Below are 18,941 nucleotides of genomic sequence, written 5' to 3'. Positions count from 1 at the left end.
ATGTATAGAATGAATATTGATCGTTTAGACTTTGAAACCCCTCAGACTTTAGCTTTGGCATTAGCAGATCGAGTAGCCGCAGAGCTTAGTATATCTGTTCTTGAGCGTAATAGAGCAGTTTTAGCGGTGTCTGGTGGTAAAACACCAGAATTGTTTTTTCATTATTTGTCAAAAGCGGATATTGATTGGCAAAAGATCATTATCACTTTGGTCGATGAACGTTTTGTCCCTACACACGATGAACGTTCAAATGAACATATGGTACGGTGTCATTTGTTACAAAATTTTGCAGAAAAAGCACGTTTTGTAGGGCTTTATCATAAAGCAATTACTGCTGAACTTGCTGCTTTTTCAGCGGCGAGTCGTGTTAATACTTTGCCTAAACCCTTTGATGTTGTTGTTTTAGGAATGGGGGAGGATGGACATACGGCTTCTTTTTTTCCTGATGCTGATCGTTTAAAGCAAGCGCTTGATTTACGAACACAAGCACTTGTTTTACCCCTTCATGCTAAGAGTGCTGTTGAACCAAGACTCTCACTAACTTTGCCAGTTATTATGCAATCTCGTTGCATTATTCTCCATTTCGAGGGTCTTCAGAAACGCGATTGTTTTGAGGAAGCTTGTCAAGATGGGGCTGAAACAGAAATGCCTATTCGGGCAATTTTGCGTAATTCCCCTCATCTCGTTCAGGTTTATTGGTCGCCTGCAGAAAATGAAATAAGTGAATCAAAATATGCGACACAAGGTGAATAAAACGTAATCTCTCTCAATGAATGAGGGGAAGAAACAATGAAAGGGGGAGAGAAATATGGCACTTTCCAAGACAATTGCCACAGTTACACGAAGGATTTATGAACGTTCTCGATCAACACGAGAAATTTACTTAGATCGTATTGCAAAAGCACAAGTTCACCGCCCCAAACGGAGTTTTTTAGGATGTGCCAATCAGGCTCATGGCTTTGCTGCTTGTGGTGCAATAGATAAAGAGCGTTTGAAGGGAAATATCGTTGGGAATATTGGCATTATCACGGCATATAATGATATACTTTCAGCACATCAACCTTTTGAAAAATTTCCTCACTTAATTAAAGAGTCGGCCCGTACGGTTGGTGGTGTTGCACAAGTTGCAGGGGGTGTTCCCGCGATGTGCGATGGTGTTACGCAGGGAAATGCGGGGATGGAGCTTTCCCTTTTTTCGCGTGAAGTAATTGCAATGGCAACAGCTATAAGCTTATCACACGATGTCTTTGATGCAGCATTGTATCTTGGGGTGTGTGATAAAATTGTGCCAGGTTTATTGATTGGTGCCCTAACATTTGGTCACTTACCAGGAATTTTTATAGCTGCTGGTCCTATGACAAGTGGTCAAGGTAATGATGAAAAAGCGAAGATACGTCAACTTTACGCCGAAAATAAAATAGATCGTCAAACACTTCTAGCATCAGAAGCACGTTCTTATCATGGACCAGGAACATGTACATTTTATGGAACAGCTAACTCTAATCAGGTGATACTGGAGATGATGGGGCTTCATATGCCGGGAGCTTCTTTTATTAATGCGAATACACCGTTGCGTGATGCTTTAACAAAAGAAGCCACGAAACGTGTACTTGAAATGACAGATCTTGGTGATCATTATAGTCCACTTGGTATGATCATTGATGAGCGTTCTTTTGTGAATGCCATTGTAGGGTTAAATGCAACAGGGGGATCTACCAATCATACGATTCATTTGATTGCTATAGCTGCGGCTTGCGGTATTCAGTTGACATGGCATGATATTGCAGAAATTTCATCCGTTGTGCCTCTTTTAGCGCGAATTTATCCGAATGGTTTGGCTGATATCAATCATTTTTATGCAGCAGGGGGGATAGGATTTATTATCCGCGAGCTTATCGAGGCAGGTTTAGTGCATGAAGATGTTTCTACGGTTTGTGGTCAAGATCTCAATGCTTATGCAATTGAAGTGAAGCTTTCTGCTGATGGACGTGTGGTGCGTGAAGCTGCTCTCAAGGAAAGTGGTGATCATAAGGTGTTAGCAGGATGGAGAAAACCATTCCAGCCTGAAGGGGGTATTCGCGTTTTATCGGGAGATTTGGGAACAGCTATTATAAAAGTTTCCTCTGTTAAACCAGAGTATTGGCAGATTAAAGCACCAGTCTTTGTTTTTAATGATCAAGAAGAACTACAAAAATCTTTTAAATCTGGAGCGTTGCATGATAAAGATTTTATCGCTGTTATTCGCTATCAAGGACCAAAAGCCAATGGTATGCCAGAGCTTCATAAGTTAACGACCATTTTAGGCGTTTTACAAGATCGTGGTCAAAAGGTAGCATTGATAACGGATGGGCGTATGTCAGGGGCATCAGGAAAAATTCCTGCTGCTATCCATGTGACACCAGAAGCAGTGGATAATGGCCCCATTGCACGTTTGCAGGATGGTGACATTGTTTTCCTTGATGTTCATGGGGGTAAATTAACTCTTTTGGAAGATTTAGCAAAATTTAACGCGCGAACAACCACGCCTCCTGATCTTTCAAAAAATGAACATGGTGTTGGACGCGAACTTTTTCATGTGTTTCGTCAATCCGTTAATCGTGCAGATCAAGGGGCATCTGTTTTTATGACATGACGAATGTAAAAATGGTAAATCATGTGCAATGAAACCATGCAAAATGAATTGTTACAATTCTTAGAATTTTGGTATAGGAAGATTGTGTGATCGCGCAGCGGCTTTGAGTGTATTAACCATAAGCATGGCAATTGTCATTGGTCCAACGCCTCCTGGAACAGGGGTGATCGCAGCAGCTTTTTCTTTTACATTTTCAAAATCGACATCACCAACAAGACGTGTTTTCCCTATACCTTTTTCTGGTGCAGCAACGCGATTAATACCGACATCAATAACAATTGCACCATTTTTCACCCAGTCTTTTTTAATCATTTGTGGGCGGCCTACAGCAGCTACGAGAATATCAGCGCTTCGACACACATCATCAAGGTCACGGGTACGACTATGGGCAATTGTCACAGTGGCATTGGCTGCTGTTAAAAGGGCAGCCATAGGTTTTCCAACAATATTAGAGCGTCCAACAACGACAGCATCAAGTCCAGATAAATCTTGCCCACATTGTTGTTCAATCATCATCATGGCACCAGCTGGTGTGCAGGGAATAATAGCATCTTCAAGTGCATTTGCCGCGAGTTTTCCTACATTAATATAATGAAAACCATCAACATCTTTTTGAAAAGCAATGGCTTGTGTTACGCGGTTTGTATTCATATGAGCAGGGAGAGGCAGCTGTACCAAAATACCATGAATTTTTGGATCAGAGTTTAATGTTGCAATAAGTTGAAGTAGTTCTTTTTCTTGGGTTTCTTTGGAAACGACATGTTTGATTGAAAGAAACCCACATTCTTCGGCTTTTTTATTTTTTGAGGCGACATATACTTGACTTGCGGGATCATCTCCAACAATAATAACGGCGATACTAGGTTGTATATTATAGTGACGGCGGAGCTTTGTTGTTTCGGCCTTAACTTTTACGATAATCTCTTCAGCAAGTTTTTTCCCGTCGATAATATTATTCATTCAGAGATCCTTTCGGTAAGGCTGTTTGTTTTTTTGTAAAGCATTTTCTAATGATACGATAGAGTTTTATAGCAATAACGGTAAGAATGGTTTGATAAGGTTGTGGATTTATAGTTTTAGAAGACTTTTAAATAATTGCTTTATAAAGAAGCAGCAACATTGCTGTTTGAATAAACTTTGGATAAAGAATAAAAATAATGAAGATATAAGGCGAATTATAAGGATATAAAAAATCTTTTAACGATCATTTAATTTTGTATTTAATCTGTTATAGGGGGATAACTGCAGAGGGATGTTGTGCACATCAGAATAATAAAATTTTTGAGCGGAATTTTTATTACAATTATCTTTTTATTTGGAGTGGGGATTCTCGTTTTACCTTATCTTGTCTCTACAGATGCGATTCGTATTCATTTAGCACAGGATTTGAGTGCATGGACGGGTTATAATGTACAACTGCGTGATCCACCGCGGTTACATCTTTTCCCTTATCCTAAAGCATTTCTTTCCGGCGTTACTTTAACATCAAAAATGGATGATGTTACGCCATTATTGGAAGCTGAATCAATAGAAGTTGATCTTTCTTTAATAGATCTTCTTTGGGGGCATGTTTCTTTTTCCGAGACGCGGATTGTGCGTCCTCAATTTGTTATGGAAAAGCCCGTTGAAACAATGGCAGATTTTTTTGATAGATTTTCTCGCTCACAAGGTGCATTAGGATTGGCAATACGCAATGCGCGTGAAATATTAAAAAATAATCCTGAACATCCAGAGCTAGAGCATCTTTTGAAACAACCTTTTGGGAGGATTGTTATTGAAAATGGTGTTCTTGTGTATCACGATAGTTTTTCGGGAGTAGCAGAAAAAATAACAGGATTAAATGCGACTTTAGATTGGGCTGAATCGACTGAGGAAGTACGCTTGCGTGCAGATGCTCGTTGGCGCGGAGAATTTACAAAGTTATCAATTGATGCTTCTCAAGCATTGCTGCTTCTTGCAGGAGGAAAAAGCCAGATTAAGGCAAGTCTCAATTCTGTGCGTGGGGGAATAACGTTTACAGGACAGGCTCGGTTATCTGAATATTATATTTTTGATGGAAAGGTATCGATGCGTTCTCCGGGATGGAATCAGACATTGTCTTGGATTGGTGGGAATCAGTTTTGGGGACATAAATTAAAAATACCCATTGTATGGGAATCTCATTTTTTAGCGCAACCAATGCATATCCAAATGAATAATGTTACCTTTACGATGGGGCAAACTAGTGCGCGTGGGGCTTTAGAACTTGATTTCCAAGATTCTGTACCAAATATTATGGGCTCTTTAGCATTTGATAACTTAGATTCTAGCACTTTGGGCTCAATGTTTTTTTCAAGCAAAAAGAAAAATTCATTTTTTGATATGACAAATTTTGATTGTATTGGGGTGGATGTACGACTTTCTGCACCACAAACTAAAATAGGGAATATTTCACTCACAAATTTAGCTGCTGCAATACAAATAAAAAATGGGCATGGTATTTTTGATCTTGGGCATGCGAATATTTGGGGTGGATCCATTCAAAGTAATATTGAAGTTACGCCAGTTGGACAGAAAGTGCGTATTGGAGGAAATATTTCAGGTGCTTCTATTGATATGCAGGAAGCTCTAGAAGCTTTAGGATTTATTCCATTTATACAAAGCAAAACGAATTTTACTGCAACGATACAGACACTGGCTGATTCTTGGATGGAAGTTTTTACAAAAATGCAGAGTGAATTAACATTAAAGATGTCTTCTGGTCGGCTATTAGGGTATGATTTGAATGAATTACAAACAAGACTTTCAAACAAACAACAATTTCTTTTAACAAATGATGATTCTCTTTCCACAACTTTTGATCACTGGAATATCCAGACAAGCTTTTCAGAAGGTGTGATGAAAGTGACAGAGTCATTGATGCATACAGCAGACTTGAGTTTATCCATTCAGGGAGCTATTGCAACTGCTATTTCTCAAGGGAAGCAGAATGAATTGATACTACAGGCACAATTACGAAAAAATTATAGATCAGACACTTTATGTAAAGATGTTCAATGCCTTGCTAACAGCCTTACATGGCCTTTTACATTTTCTCTGAGCTCTAAAGGACAAGATCATGGTAATTTTTTAATTACAAAAGCCACTGATACAGATTGAGTATTGTTTTTCGTCTATACAACATTTTATTTTATAATTATAACTCATCCGTTTACAATTTAAAGTTGTTTTTAAACTTAAATAAGAAATTCCACTATCGTAAGATTCTCTCATTTTAAATCTATTCGTGATAAAGTCATAAAAATCGTCCTCTACGTTATAAGCGTGGTTGGTATGTCGATAAATGAGTGAAGAGAGGAAGAACAACGCTTCTTATAAAATCTTTTAAATACAAGAGATTCATAATATTGATGCAAGTCTTAGAAGGTTGCTAGCAATATTTTGTTACACTAAATTTTTAAGGGATGTCGGTCAGTGCTTATTGAATCTCAGAAGAAATACCATAGCCATCTTTGGTAACTGTATGCTTCCCGTCGGCTCCAACAGAACCAATTCCCACTGTAATCAAAATAAAGGCTAAGAGGGTTGTAATCGTAATAATTGTAGCTTTTTTAGCAGACATATCTTTTTCCTCCACGGATGCATCAATGACCCAATTCAAAGATGAACGGTGTATTATCTAAACTTTTATGAAAGCAGAATCACTTAAAGACCGATAGGTTCCTATTATCATCTCATAAAGCTAAAAAAACTCTATAAATTTTTCATATATTATAGTTCTATAGATATATTTTTTTCTTTTTGTTATATATTTTTCTTCATTTTCTCGATGATGATAGTGAGCTTTGGCAAGATTTTTATGCGCATAAATTATAAACTTAAAAGATTATTTATTAGACAGACATTGGCTTTGAATGAAGAAATAAAGATAGAGGGGGCGCAAGCTTTTTATCTTGTGCATGTTTTGCGGATGAAAGAAGGAGCAGAAATTTTACTTTTTAATGGACAGGATGGTGAATGGCTTGCTAAACTTATCATTGTAAAAAAAAAATTTGTTGTGGTTCAGCTTATCCATCAAGAAAGATTACAAACGAGGCATTCTAATCTTATTTATTGCTTTGCTCCACTTAAAAACGCGCGGTTGGATTATATGGTGCAGAAAGCTGTTGAAATGGGGGTATCGATTTTGCAGCCTGTTATAACGCATCATACGCAGGTTACGCGTATCAATATGGCGCGTATGGAAGCCAATGTTATCGAAGCTTCTGAACAGTGTGGCATTTTATCTCTGCCTGAATGCGTATCTGCTCTATCATTAGCAGAACTTTTAGCACAGTGGGATGAGACACAGCCTTTATTCTTTTGTGATGAAGAGCATAAATCGCATAATCCATTACCTTCTTTTAAAAAGCGTGACGTTACAACACCTGGTGTTCTCATTGGACCAGAAGGTGGGTTTAGTGAAGAAGAGCGGAGCTTTTTAAAAAAACATCCTTTTGTGGTTCCAATATCATTAGGTCCGCGTATTTTACGCGCTGACACTGCCGCTGTCGCTGCTTTGGCTCTTCTTAATGCTACCGTGGGGGATTGGGCAATGGATTGAGAAGTCTGTAAAATCATTCTAAACAATTCATTTAAGACGATGATAGGATATGATAAGTTATGGCGCTTGATATAACCGATGAAAGTGAAATTTATAACTTAGATTCCTTGGTTAGCTATTTCCAAGGGGGGTATAAACCAGAAGATGATTGGCGTATTGGTACAGAACATGAAAAATTTCCGTTTTATAGAGATGGTTTTCTTCCTGTTCCTTATGAAGGTGAGAGAGGAATCCGAGCGCTTTTAAAGGGGATGCAAAGCGTTTTAGGATGGGAACCTATTTTAGATGAAGGGAATATTATTGGGCTCGTAGGATCAGGTGATCAGGGGGCTATTTCTTTGGAACCTGGGGGACAATTTGAATTATCGGGTGCACCATTAAAAACAATAGGTCATACTTATAACGAGTTGATGCAGCATTTAGCTCTTCTCAAGAAAATTTCAGAACCATTAGGGATTGGTTTTTTAGGTCTTGGTGCTAGTCCAAAGTGGACTTTGGCTGAAACGCCGAAAATGCCTAAGTCACGTTATCAGATTATGACTGATTATATGCCGAAAGTGGGGCATAATGGTCTTAATATGATGTATCGCACATCAACGGTTCAGGTTAATCTTGATTTTTCATCTGAAAGTGATATGCGGCAAAAAATGCAAGTATCTATGAAGTTACAGTCTATTGCGACCGCATTATTTGCAAGTTCACCTTTTACAGAAGGACGTCCGAATGGCTTTTTATCTTGGCGTTCTGAAATTTGGCGTAATACGGATAATCAGAGGACAGGGGTTCTCCCTTTTATATTTTCTGAGCGCTTTGGTTTTGCTGATTATGTTGAATGGGCCCTTGATGTTCCAATGTATTTTGTTGTTCGTGATGGTCGTTATTATGATTGTACACACATAACGTTTCGTCAGTTTATGAATGGAGCATTAAAAGGACAAGTTGCAAATTCAATTCCAAATATGGGAGATTGGATTAATCACCTATCAACGTTATTTCCTGAAGTCCGCTTAAAAAGATTTTTAGAAATGAGAGGAGCGGATTGTGGTTCTTGGAAGCGTATTTGTGCGTTGTCAGCTTTTTGGGTTGGGCTTCTTTATGATAGAGAAGCACTTAATGAGGCGGAGGCTTTGACAAAAGATTGGTGTTTTGAAGAAGTTTTAGAGTTGCGCCAACGCGTTCCAAAAGAGGGGTTAAAAACTCCTTTTCGTCAAACCATTCTGTTAGAATTAGCTCGTCAAGCCCTTGCTATTGCACGCAAGGGCCTAAAAAATCGCAAACAGTATGATGCGAATGGTTTTGATGAAACAAATTTTCTTAATCCTTTAGAAGAGGTTGTTGCAATGGGGCAAACAGATGCTGAAAAATTGTTGTCCTATTACTATTCTATTTGGAATGAGTCTGTAGAACCTGTATTTTTAGAATGTGCTTATTAAATTTGAGGCAAAGACATTTTGTACTTTTTTAAAAATGCATATCACTGTGGTGGCTCATTCATTCACTTATCTTAGAAAGAATATTTCCCCTTGCTTTCAACATTGTCTCGTAAATCATACAATACAAAGATCTCTTAGTCCCTGTTATTTTTATATCCAGATTAATACTGTCACGATATTTCCGTAACCTCAATCTTGTATCTTTATCTTAGAGATGGATCATAAGAGATATATTTAGCTTGTTATCAAATATTTTTATCCACTTGGCTCATCACGCTTATGAATAAGTCTGAAAACAATATTTTTCACTTTTTAATAAAGGAATAAAAATATTATTTGTGTTTAATAATCTTATCCAATATTAAATTATTATCATTCAATATACGATGTTTATATGAATATGAAGTATTTTTTATGTGGAACAAAATACAAAAATTTAGTTGTTATACAGGCAAGCTGCAAATACTTACTTTGTTTGCTAAACATAGAGTGGGCTGCTTAACTTTTTGTTGCTTCCATTTTTTATTAGCCAGATCTTATAAGGATTCTTATCCCTTTTTTTATCATTATACGATATAATTACGCTGTCATTATGCAGACAATAGCTGTATTTTTAAAACGGGTAAGGAAATTACATGTTATTATTTTCTCTGGACGCATAATTTGTTCTTTTCGGTTAATGGGAGTTGGAGAATCTAGAAATTTTTTTCCATATTCAGCCATCAGATCATGAAAGTCTTCTGCAAGTTTTGCGAGAAAAACATCTTTTTTCAATGAATCAAATGAGTATTGTATTTGATTAGTGAGCAGATCTTCATCTTTGGATTATTTGCCAAACAACAGCAAAACGTCCACAAAAGGCAAGTATTGTGTGATAATGCTTTAAAATATCCAATTGTGGAGGTTCAATTTGTAATTCTATTAAATATTTTTAAAATCATACCTTATCATATTCTACAGATGTAACAGGTTTTGTCTTACTTTGAAAGACTTTTATAACTTCTTTTGCTATTTCCTTTTTTTCACGATATTCTAAGTCTTTATGGTTTTGACTGATAAAGTTCATTGTACGGATTCAAATCGTTCACTTTAGTATATCCAAATGATATTAATACAGCAAACAAAAGTATCAATAGAGAAGATACAACAATAAATGTTATGGTACGCTTCATGAGTAATTTAACTCCTTATCTTCAATAAATAGACCGATATTAAATACGTCTATGATGACGATTGATATCATTTAGTTTTGTTATATCAACAGGATATATGGTATTTTTGTTGGTATTGTGTTTTAGGGTGTGTTGAGTAATGTTTTATATTATTAGTTGTATTGCATTTTATAGGTATTGTGGTTTTCGAAGTCTTCACATTTGAGATTTTTTTGTTATTGAGAGGGCATATTTTCATGTCTATAAAGAGAATTTCGAAAAACAAAAAAGCTTCCATTGAGAGCAGAGAAAGAATGTGTAAAAGGTGTTATCCATAAAATAATTATATTTGAAGTGCTGATCAAAATTGTTGAGAGTGCCGTCCATAAAATTGGCAAGAGTGGCTTGATCTTGTATTTTTCAGAAAAGTTATGAATGTTCGATTATTAATTAACCATTGTTTGGAAAGCTCTTTTCAATTCAAAGAGCAAAAGAGAGTGATAAGGGCATTTAGAGTGATAAGATATGTTGGAGTTATTCAGTATTAAGATGCTATGAGTGCTGTTTATATTTCTCTTTTTAAATTATTTAATGAGAGTATAAATTTAAATAATAGGAAAATAATTTTATTTATTTTCTTTAAACATTTATTAGTAGATAAAAAATTCTCTTTTAATCTATAAATTGAAAAATAATGGTTTTGTAAAAACCTTGTAAGTTTTATACTTTAACTTTCAAATATCATGCATTGATTTTGAGGTATGTATGTTATTTACATCAATCATAAACAATAGTGGATATAGACTGGGCATAGACAATGACATTTAATTTTTTTATCAATTTATTTCTATTTGTTATTTTTTTATTGTGGATTGCTCAGAGTAAGAGAATGCAATGGAGTCTTTCACTCCGTGTTATGCTAGGGCTTATCCTTGGCTTGATTTTTGGTAGTATTTTACAGTTTGTTTATGGAGAGGGTGAAGGCACTTTATTGAAATCCGTTGAATGGTTTAACATTGTTGGTGAAGGCTATATTTTATTGTTACAAATGATTGTTATGCCACTGGTTTTTGTCTCTATCGTTTCAGCGGTTGCTCATTTACATTCTGTTTATGCTGTTGGAAAGATGAGTATAATAACAATTTCAATATTGCTTTTTACAACGGCTCTTTCAGCATTGGTTGGCGTGCTTGTGGTTAATTTCTTTGGATTAACAGCAAATGGTTTGGTGCATGAAGGGCAAAATGTTTCTGCTATTCTTGAAGGTCATATTTCTCAACTTGGAGATATGAATATACCAAAGATGATTTTGTCTATGATTCCTAAAAATCCATTTGCTGAATTGAGTGGAGCTAAACGTACGTCAATTATCAGTGTTGTGATTTTTGCGTCATTTTTAGGTGCAGCGGTTCTTCTTTTAAAGAAAGATGAGCCAGAAAAAGGAGAAAACGCGCTTTTATTTATTCAAGTGGCACAAGCTTGGATTATGCGGTTGGTCCGTATAGTGATTGCTTTGACGCCTTATGGTATTTTTGCTCTTATGACGAAAGTAGGAGCGATATCACGTATTTCAGATATTTTAAATTTACTGGTTTTTATTATTGCCTCTTATGTCGGTATTATCTTAATTTTTGGTATTCATGGTGTACTGCTTGGCATTTCTGGGATTAATCCCTTTCGTTTTTTCAAAAAGGTTTTACCGGTTTTAACATTTGCTTTTAGCAGTCGTTCAAGTGCTGCAAGTATTCCTTTGAATATTGAAGCGCAAACGCAGTGGATAGGAGTTCCGCAATCCATTGCGAGTTTTGCAGCTTCTTTTGGGGCAACAATTGGACAAAATGGTTGTGCCGGTCTTTATCCAGCGATGCTTGCGACCATGATTGCACCCTCTATGGGTATTAATCCTCTTGATCCTACTTGGATTGCTACGCTTGTTGGGATTGTAACGTTGAGTTCTATTGGTGTTGCTGGTGTGGGGGGAGGGGCTATCTTTGCTGCATTGATTGTTTTACCAATTATGGGATTTCCTGTTACTTTGGTTGCTGTACTCATCTCTATTGAACCGCTAATTGATATGGGACGTACTGCTCTAAACGTGAGCGATTCAATGGTAGCCGGAACAATTACCAGTCAAATGTTACGAACAACGGATAAAAGTATTTTAAAAAAATGATTTTAGGTTATGTTTTTTTAGATTGTAAAACATCTGTAAGAGATATTTGCGCTGAACCAGGTTGTAGGGGTTTTTGTTGATTGGGATGAGGGGCCCAACCAGAGAGCCAGATGAAAGAAAAATGTGCACGAATACGTCCATCAGGATCACTAAATCGTTGTGCATAGATTTCAGCTGCGCGGAGAAAAAAACGTTTGGATACAGGGCGTCGTGAACGATTTATGTGTGCATTTTGCATTCCCATAGCTTTAAGATCGTGCATAAGATCAAACATTGTATTATAACGTATTGTGATATCTTCAACGTCTGCTACAGGAAGGGCAAAGCCAACACGCTGTAAAAGAGCGCCTGCATCACGAATGTCGGCAAAAGGGTAGACCCTAGGGCTTGCTCCATCATAAATTTCACTTTCAGCTTGCAGCAGGCTTTCGCGCAATTCTCTTAATGTACCAGCTCCTGCCATAACAGCAAGAAATAAGCCATCTGGTTTAAGAGTATTTTTTATCTGGCTTAGAACACCAGGGGTATCATTGGTCAATTGTAATGAAAGAAGTGAAACAATAAGGTCACAGTAACTTTGAGGTAAATCAAGAAATTCTCGATGACGTAAATGAAATTTTTTATCATGGCTTTGATAAAGCGTATCGGTTTCAATACGTTCTATGGAACAAACTTTTCCAGACTTCATTAAAGCTTGCGCAGCAAGGTCTGTATGGCTGTGTAAATCGAGAGCTAATGTAAAGAGGCGATCAACAGTACTAAGACGTTTATAGAGATCTTCTGCTGTGTGAGAGAGTAAAAAGTCATATCCTTTTTTTGCTTTTTGGAAAGCGCGTTTGCGGAATTGTTCAATGCGGTTATGATCAAAAATTAAAGGATGCGACATATTGTAGAACACTTTCTCTCTATGAAAGAATATATTTTGAAAAGGTTCATTATTTGTGCAAGCTCTGTCAAGTTTATAATATGAAAGAAAATAAATTTATAGAAGGTAAGAGTTTTTAAAGGAATTAAAATTATAAATTGAGGAAATACAAAGGAACTTTTGTTCTACGGGGAACTTGTAAAAGCCTAGATTTATAATGTTGTACTTTCGAGAAGCGGCGTTAAATAGCAACGATATACTAAGTAAATGCATTGAACGCTTGAAAACAATGCTTTATCCTCCAATTTGTCCTGGATGTAAGCAAAATGTTTCTACTTATGGTACGATTTGCTCCGAATGTTGGAAAGAACTTCAATTTATCACAAAACCTTATTGTCCTGTTATGGGGACTCCTTTTGTTTGTGATATGGGGGAGGGGTTTCTCAGTGGTGAAGCACTTCGTAATTCTTATCCTTTTTCACGTGTTCGCTCGGTCATTGTTCATAAGGGGCTTGCACGAACTTTAGTAACGCGTTTAAAATATGGTGATCATATAGAATTGGCATCATTTATGGCCAAGTGGATGATGTTTGCTGGACGCGAGGTTATTGATGATTGTGATGTTATTATCCCCATTCCATTGCATTTTCGTCGTTTTTGGGAGAGGCGTTATAATCAATCTGCTGAGCTTGCACGTTATATTGCAGAATCACAAAAAAAGCTTTTAAAACCGGGGTGGCTTGTTCGTTGTCGGCATACCCGTCCGCAGGTTAGTCTTTCTTCAAGAGAGAGAAAACTTAACGTAAAAAATGCTTTTAAGGTTTCGCATAAGGTTAAAAAATACCTTAAAGGATGTTCTGTTTTACTGATTGATGATGTTTTTACAACGGGTGCAACAGTTACGGCAGCAGCCTCTGCATTAAAAGATGCAGGTGCACGACAGGTTGATGTGCTAACATTTTCGCGTGTCCTCAAAGAAGATTCTATTTATCCCTCTTCTTAAGAGAAACTTGAAGTGAATATTATAAAAAATATTGGAGGAAACTATTATGAAAGAGATAATAATTTATACACGTCCCGGTTGTCCTTATTGCATAAAAGCTCGTGATTTACTTGATAAAAAAGGCGTAAAATATACAGATATTGATGCTTCTACATCCCGTCGCCAAGAAATGGTACAGCGCGCAAATGGACGTAATACATTTCCGCAAATTTTTATAGGTGATTATCACGTTGGCGGTTGTGATGATCTTTATGCTTTAGAGGCTGAGGGAAAGCTCAATTCTTTATTACAAGGCATACAATAGTTGTAAATGAGATATTCTTAAGACCGTTTTGCGAGAAGGAGGTAGTTAACGTCCATGTCTTTTGAGCGATTCCAGCTGTCGTTTAATGGGTTATAAGTAATACCTATCTCATCAATGACAGCTAGAGCATTTTGTGATAAGAAATTTTTAAGTTCTAGAGGTTTTAGGAATTTTTTATAATCATGTGTTCCTTTAGGAAGCCAACGTAGGATATATTCAGCGCCTACAATAGCAAGCCCCCATGCTTTCCATGTACGGTTGAGTGTCGAGACAAACATCAACCCTTGTGGTTTCAGCATTTTTGCTGTAGCTTCTATGAAGAGATTAACGTCAGCGACATGTTCAACAACTTCCATATTAAGGATGATATCAAATTTCTCTCCTTCGTTGGCGAGTGCTTCTGCCGTAGTGGTACGGTAATCAATTAAAAGATCATTTTGGGTTGCATGAATTTTTGCGACTTCAATATTCGTTTGTGAAGCATCAACGCCTACGACCATAGCGCCAAGACGTGCCATTGGTTCACATAACAAGCCTCCTCCACAGCCAATATCAAGAATTTTCAAATTCTCAAAGGGTGTAAGTGAAACAGGGTCACGATTAAACTCTAAACAGATTTTTTCTCTGATGTAAGCAAGGCGTGTTGGGTTAAATTGGTGAAGAGGTCGAAATTTTCCTTGTGGATTCCACCATTCTGTAGCAATACGTGAAAAGTGATCAATTTCACTTTGATCAATAGTTGTCCGCATTTTATCTATCATTTTGCTTTCCTTTTATTTTTTAATGATCACGTCAAGTTTTTTTATAAAAAGTCAAGAGAAATTAATATAATCATAATGAAACTTGCACAAATGATAGATATTCGCTATGTCGAGTAAATGATTAGTTGATAGAACATCTTATTCTCGTTACCGTTTGAGATAAGAGATGTAAAGATAGAGTATTATTAATGGCGCGCATTGTCATGAAATTTGGTGGAACATCTGTAGCAAACATTGAATGTATTCATAATGTTGCAAGGCATGTCAAAAGAGAGGTTGATGCAGGTAATGAGGTTGCCGTTGTCGTATCTGCGATGGCTGGTAAAACCAATGAACTTGTTCAGTGGACGTGTGATGCTTCGCCTATACATAGAGATGTTCGTGAATATGATGTTGTGGTTGCTGCTGGTGAACAGGTTACTTCTGGTTTGTTGGCTTTAACACTTCAAACAATGGGCGTGAATGCACGTTCATGGCTTGGTTGGCAAATTCCTATTCATACAGACAATGCGCATGGCCGTGCACGTATTACTGATATTGACGGATCTTTTTTAATAGAGCGTTTTCAGGAAGGTCAGGTTGCTGTTATTGCTGGTTTTCAGGGGGTAACTCCGGATAATCGAATTTCTACCTTAGGACGTGGGGGATCAGATACAAGTGCTGTTGCTATAGCAGCGGCTGTACAAGCTGATCGCTGTGATATTTATACGGATGTGGATGGTGTTTATACAACGGATCCACGTATAGAACCGAAAGCGCGTCGTTTACCAAAGGTAGCTTTTGAAGAGATGCTGGAAATGGCTTCTCTTGGTGCAAAAGTTTTACAGGTTCGTTCTGTTGAATTGGCAATGGTTCATAAGGTTCGTACCTTTGTGCGTTCAAGTTTTGAGGATCCTGATGCTTTAGGCATGGAGGATCCAATGAGTTCTTCTGGAACACTTATTTGCGATGAGGATGAAATTGTGGAACAACAAAATGTTACTGGTATTGCTTTTGCTAAGGATGAAGCACAAATTTCCCTTCGTCGGCTTGCCGATCGTCCAGGGATTTCGGCAGCAATTTTTGGCCCCTTGGCTGAAGAGCGCATTAATGTTGATATGATTGTGCAAAATATTTCTGAAGATGGCTCAAAAACTGATATGACTTTTACGGTACCATCAGCAGATGTAGAAAAAGCTGTTGCACTTCTTGAGAAAAATCGTAAAGAAATTGGATTTGATGTTCTCCAATTTGAAAGCGATCTTGCCAAGGTATCTGTGATTGGTATTGGAATGCGCAGCCATGCAGGTGTTGCTGCTACAGCTTTTAAGGCTTTGGCTGAAAAGGGTATTAATATTCAAGCAATCACGACCTCAGAAATTAAAATTTCTATTTTGATTGATAGTGCTTACACTGAACTTGCGGTTAGAACATTACATGCTGTTTATGCTCTTGATAAGGGGTGAGCATTTTTTAGCTCCAATAAAGTTTCAATGACATCAATATATATTAATAATTTTTATTAAGGATAACTTATATTTTGAACTTAAATGAGAACTATTCAATACAGCAAAATGCTCTCATTTTAAACTTATTCGTGATCTTGAAAACGGGAAGACAGTTTAACACTGGGAGACTATGAAGTTGTAAAGGTAAAAATCAATACTCATCTTTACGCTTATAAAGGAGAAAGTGAGCCGCACTAAGGCTATTTTCAGTTTCCAATATTGTGCAACTTTTGCTTTGAAATAAGGAAACCTTCCGGTATTTTGCTTTCTTACCCGAGTGATAAGACGACAAATGATCCTTAAAAATATATTTGCTCAAAAAATAATATGTTTTTTAAAGAAGGCTAGGATTAAAGCTGTTGATAATACTGACAATAAAGTCAGTAACGAAAAGATGGATTTGTTGGAAAAATGAGCTACGGGATTACTTAACTAATTATTGGGTCTGCTTGCTATGTTGACGTTATAAGTGATAGGTGAGGTTGGAAGAACTGTTGTGGCTATAAAGGGCAGTAAAAAACTTATATTATTTCAATAAATTAACGTCTATATACTTTATTATAAAAACAGAAGCTTGTAAGAATTGTGATGATGGAGTTAAGGTGTTTGAAACAACTCTCTATGATTTTTATACACACAGTTATGGTGAGAAAGTTATTTTGTGTTGATTAACTCAATATACCTTATTCATGTGCATTGAGTAGCCAAGATCTTAATGATAGCTTCAAATGAAGATATATTATTTACATTACTATTAATTATTGTTTCTTATTTTTTCGTTATAATTAAATATAACATATTGATTTATAATAGGAATTCATTGTTTCTTCATAGTGGATAATAGCTTTGACGAAAGATCGCTTCTCCTATCACAAATCCCTTTATATTAAATCAATTAAAATTATTTCTGTATACGCTACAAGTGGGACTGGTATGTGAGTAAACTTTATTGAAGAAAGGAGTAAAAACGTCTCTTACGAATTCTCTCAAGTGTCAAAAGTTGTTGCAACATGAGAGGTTGGCAAATAATATGATGATGTCAGTTTACATCTTCATAGATGTAAAGATGAGGTAAAACAACGGCTTTTACGTTCAATATTGTCCAAATCCAACAAATGAATAGAATCACTTTTTAAAAAGCTCGTATAAAAGTCTATTTTTAATTAGTTTATTGGGAACTATGAGCAACGTCTTTATTGCGCTTAATATAAATAAATCCATATCCTAGACCGATAAGAGCAGATAAACCAGAGCCACAAAGTACTCCAATTTTTGCAGCATCAAGAAGGATAATATTTTTAAAAGCAAGCATTGAAACAAAGATAGACATTGTAAAGCCAATTCCTGCTAAAAAACCAATGAGTAAAATACCTGTCCATGTCATATGAGGAGGGAGGCGGCATAGACCTGATTTTACAGCTAGATAACTGGCAGTGATAATGCCAAGCGGCTTACCGATGAAAAGCCCAATAACAACACCAAGAACAATCAAGAATGATTTATCGGAAGAAAGGTCAAAGTTTGCAAAACTTACTCCTGCATTTGCAAAGGCAAAAATCGGCATTACACCGTATGCAACCCATGGATGCAATGCTTTCTGAACACGGGTTACTGGAGCAATTATGGCACGCTGTCCTTTGCGCATTTTTTTCAATGCGGTTGAAATATGATGGAGATCTGTTTTAATATTTTTTTCTTGAAGAATTTGCATAGCATTGCTGAGCGTGGTGAGTGGCGCTACAAGAGTCCGAGTAGGAAAAACGGGAGTCATCATCCCTAAAATTACACCAGCAAGTGATGGATGAACGCCTGTTACCATTAAACCCCACCAGATGATTGCACCAGGTAAAATGTAAAGCCATGCTGATGCAAGCCCAATCCATTGAAAGAATAGCACTAGAGCAATACCTGCTCCTGCAATCATTAAACCACTAAGATCAATGTTTGTTGAGTAGAAAAAAGCAATAATAAGAACAGCTATAATATCATCAATAATCGCGAGTGATAGAAGAATGATATGAAGATTAGAAGGAATTTTTTTTCCAAGAAGAGCAAGAATACCGAGAGCAAAGGCAATATCTGTTGCTGTTGGTACGGCCCAACCATGTATATGCCCATCATTAAAGTTGAAGATAAAATAAATAATTGCAGGGAAACAAACACCCCCTATTGCAGCAACAATTGGTAAGATTGCTTGTTTAAAATCGGCAAGAGCACCTTCATGAATCTCGCGTCGGATTTCCATTCCTGCAACGAGAAAAAAAATAGTCATAAGAGCATCATTAACCCAAAAATGCAAATCCCATGAAAGAGTGAAATGCCCCAAATTAAAACCAAGAGGTGTATGCCAAAAAGATTCATAGAGATCAGCATATTTAGAATTGGCAAAAATGAGTGCAGAAGCAGCAGCTAATAAAAGAACAATACCACTAAGAGCTTCAATATGGAGAAAACGCTCGATAGCAGAAAGCGCTTGATTGGTGACACGAGAAGCGCGATTAGGCAAGCGATTTGAAGATAAATCAGACATGAACAACTCCAAGTATCGAC

Annotated in this window: 14 protein-coding genes; 9 read left to right on the top strand and 5 right to left on the bottom strand. The window is 36.8% G+C overall.

Annotated features, from left to right (window positions below; all coding sequences use genetic code 11):
• Both pgl and edd read left to right on the top strand, forming a co-directional pair.
• The gene (gene pgl / locus ACFIML_RS04145; RefSeq protein WP_375606452.1) at positions 1-753 is read left to right on the top strand and encodes a 6-phosphogluconolactonase; all 753 of its coding nucleotides are present in this window, start codon (positions 1-3) and stop codon (positions 751-753) included.
• Between the two features lie 55 nt (positions 754-808).
• A complete protein-coding gene (gene edd / locus ACFIML_RS04140; protein ID WP_375606451.1) occupies positions 809-2,632 on the top strand; it encodes a phosphogluconate dehydratase in 1,824 nt (607 codons plus the stop codon).
• A gap of 60 nt (positions 2,633-2,692) precedes the next feature.
• Here edd and folD read toward each other — a convergent pair whose 3' ends face one another.
• On the bottom strand, positions 2,693-3,592 hold the full coding sequence (gene folD / locus ACFIML_RS04135; RefSeq protein ID WP_375606450.1) for a bifunctional methylenetetrahydrofolate dehydrogenase/methenyltetrahydrofolate cyclohydrolase FolD: 900 nt from the start codon (positions 3,590-3,592) through the stop codon (positions 2,693-2,695).
• 297 nt (positions 3,593-3,889) lie between these two features.
• On the opposite strand from folD, the gene ACFIML_RS04130 reads away from it, so the two are divergent.
• Positions 3,890-5,770, top strand: coding sequence for an AsmA family protein (locus tag ACFIML_RS04130; RefSeq protein ID WP_375687444.1), 1,881 nt, complete (start codon positions 3,890-3,892; stop codon positions 5,768-5,770).
• A 319-nt stretch (positions 5,771-6,089) separates the two neighbouring features.
• Here ACFIML_RS04130 and ACFIML_RS04125 read toward each other — a convergent pair whose 3' ends face one another.
• Positions 6,090-6,233, bottom strand: coding sequence for a hypothetical protein (locus ACFIML_RS04125; RefSeq protein ID WP_375606448.1), 144 nt, complete (start codon positions 6,231-6,233; stop codon positions 6,090-6,092).
• A 237-nt stretch (positions 6,234-6,470) separates the two neighbouring features.
• Between ACFIML_RS04125 and ACFIML_RS04120 the strand changes: the two genes are divergently transcribed.
• The 3 genes from ACFIML_RS04120 (at position 6,471) to ACFIML_RS04110 (ending at position 11,971) form a co-directional block, all read left to right on the top strand.
• Positions 6,471-7,214 (top strand): 16S rRNA (uracil(1498)-N(3))-methyltransferase, encoded by a 744-nt coding sequence (locus tag ACFIML_RS04120; protein WP_375606447.1) that lies wholly within the window; start codon positions 6,471-6,473, stop codon positions 7,212-7,214.
• 59 nt (positions 7,215-7,273) lie between these two features.
• Positions 7,274-8,647, top strand: a complete 1,374-nt coding sequence (locus ACFIML_RS04115; RefSeq protein WP_375606446.1) for a glutamate--cysteine ligase — start codon at positions 7,274-7,276, stop codon at positions 8,645-8,647.
• A 1,968-nt stretch (positions 8,648-10,615) separates the two neighbouring features.
• Positions 10,616-11,971 carry an L-cystine transporter gene (locus ACFIML_RS04110; RefSeq protein ID WP_375606445.1) on the top strand — a complete coding sequence of 452 codons (1,356 nt, stop codon included), beginning with the start codon at positions 10,616-10,618 and terminating at the stop codon, positions 11,969-11,971.
• A gap of 7 nt (positions 11,972-11,978) precedes the next feature.
• On the opposite strand, the gene ACFIML_RS04105 is transcribed toward ACFIML_RS04110, so the two are convergent.
• Positions 11,979-12,857, bottom strand: coding sequence for a methyltransferase (locus ACFIML_RS04105; protein WP_375608569.1), 879 nt, complete (start codon positions 12,855-12,857; stop codon positions 11,979-11,981).
• A gap of 196 nt (positions 12,858-13,053) precedes the next feature.
• Between ACFIML_RS04105 and ACFIML_RS04100 the strand changes: the two genes are divergently transcribed.
• Together ACFIML_RS04100 and grxC are read left to right on the top strand one after the other, a co-directional pair.
• Positions 13,054-13,839: a ComF family protein gene (locus ACFIML_RS04100; protein ID WP_375606443.1), complete on the top strand. Its 786-nt coding sequence runs from the start codon at positions 13,054-13,056 to the stop codon at positions 13,837-13,839.
• A 46-nt stretch (positions 13,840-13,885) separates the two neighbouring features.
• Positions 13,886-14,143 (top strand): glutaredoxin 3, encoded by a 258-nt coding sequence (grxC, locus tag ACFIML_RS04095; protein ID WP_375606442.1) that lies wholly within the window; start codon positions 13,886-13,888, stop codon positions 14,141-14,143.
• 17 nt (positions 14,144-14,160) lie between these two features.
• Here the strand turns inward: grxC and ubiG are convergent, their stop codons facing one another.
• Entirely contained in the window at positions 14,161-14,904 is a 744-nt protein-coding gene (gene ubiG / locus ACFIML_RS04090; RefSeq protein WP_375606441.1) for a bifunctional 2-polyprenyl-6-hydroxyphenol methylase/3-demethylubiquinol 3-O-methyltransferase UbiG, read from the bottom strand.
• 188 nt (positions 14,905-15,092) lie between these two features.
• Here ubiG and ACFIML_RS04085 point away from each other — a divergent pair, with 188 nt between their 5' ends.
• Positions 15,093-16,349, top strand: coding sequence for an aspartate kinase (locus ACFIML_RS04085; protein ID WP_375606440.1), 1,257 nt, complete (start codon positions 15,093-15,095; stop codon positions 16,347-16,349).
• A gap of 1,210 nt (positions 16,350-17,559) precedes the next feature.
• Here the strand turns inward: ACFIML_RS04085 and nhaA are convergent.
• Entirely contained in the window at positions 17,560-18,921 is a 1,362-nt protein-coding gene (gene nhaA / locus ACFIML_RS04080) for a Na+/H+ antiporter NhaA (RefSeq protein ID WP_375606439.1), read from the bottom strand.
• Positions 18,922-18,941: the final 20 nt, after the last annotated feature.

Source organism: Bartonella sp. AC62GZZY (assembly GCF_042196525.1).
Taxonomy (GTDB): Bacteria; Pseudomonadota; Alphaproteobacteria; order Rhizobiales; family Rhizobiaceae; genus Bartonella.
This window is presented reverse-complemented; position numbering and strand designations above follow the sequence as displayed.

Excerpts from the sequence above, each read along its gene's own strand:
- ACFIML_RS04105 (WP_375608569.1), bottom strand. The coding sequence starts at position 12,857 with ATGTCGCATCCTTTAATTTTTGATCATAACCGCATTGAACAATTCCGC.
- ubiG (WP_375606441.1), bottom strand. The coding sequence starts at position 14,904 with ATGATAGATAAAATGCGGACAACTATTGATCAAAGTGAAATTGATCAC.
- pgl (WP_375606452.1), top strand. The coding sequence starts at position 1 with ATGTATAGAATGAATATTGATCGTTTAGACTTTGAAACCCCTCAGACT.
- ACFIML_RS04120 (WP_375606447.1), top strand. The coding sequence starts at position 6,471 with ATGCGCATAAATTATAAACTTAAAAGATTATTTATTAGACAGACATTG.
- ACFIML_RS04115 (WP_375606446.1), top strand. The coding sequence starts at position 7,274 with ATGGCGCTTGATATAACCGATGAAAGTGAAATTTATAACTTAGATTCC.
- ACFIML_RS04110 (WP_375606445.1), top strand. The coding sequence starts at position 10,616 with ATGACATTTAATTTTTTTATCAATTTATTTCTATTTGTTATTTTTTTA.
- nhaA (WP_375606439.1), bottom strand. The coding sequence starts at position 18,921 with ATGTCTGATTTATCTTCAAATCGCTTGCCTAATCGCGCTTCTCGTGTC.
- edd (WP_375606451.1), top strand. The coding sequence starts at position 809 with ATGGCACTTTCCAAGACAATTGCCACAGTTACACGAAGGATTTATGAA.
- grxC (WP_375606442.1), top strand. The coding sequence starts at position 13,886 with ATGAAAGAGATAATAATTTATACACGTCCCGGTTGTCCTTATTGCATA.
- ACFIML_RS04125 (WP_375606448.1), bottom strand. The coding sequence starts at position 6,233 with ATGTCTGCTAAAAAAGCTACAATTATTACGATTACAACCCTCTTAGCC.
- ACFIML_RS04100 (WP_375606443.1), top strand. The coding sequence starts at position 13,054 with ATGTTGTACTTTCGAGAAGCGGCGTTAAATAGCAACGATATACTAAGT.
- ACFIML_RS04085 (WP_375606440.1), top strand. The coding sequence starts at position 15,093 with ATGGCGCGCATTGTCATGAAATTTGGTGGAACATCTGTAGCAAACATT.
- folD (WP_375606450.1), bottom strand. The coding sequence starts at position 3,592 with ATGAATAATATTATCGACGGGAAAAAACTTGCTGAAGAGATTATCGTA.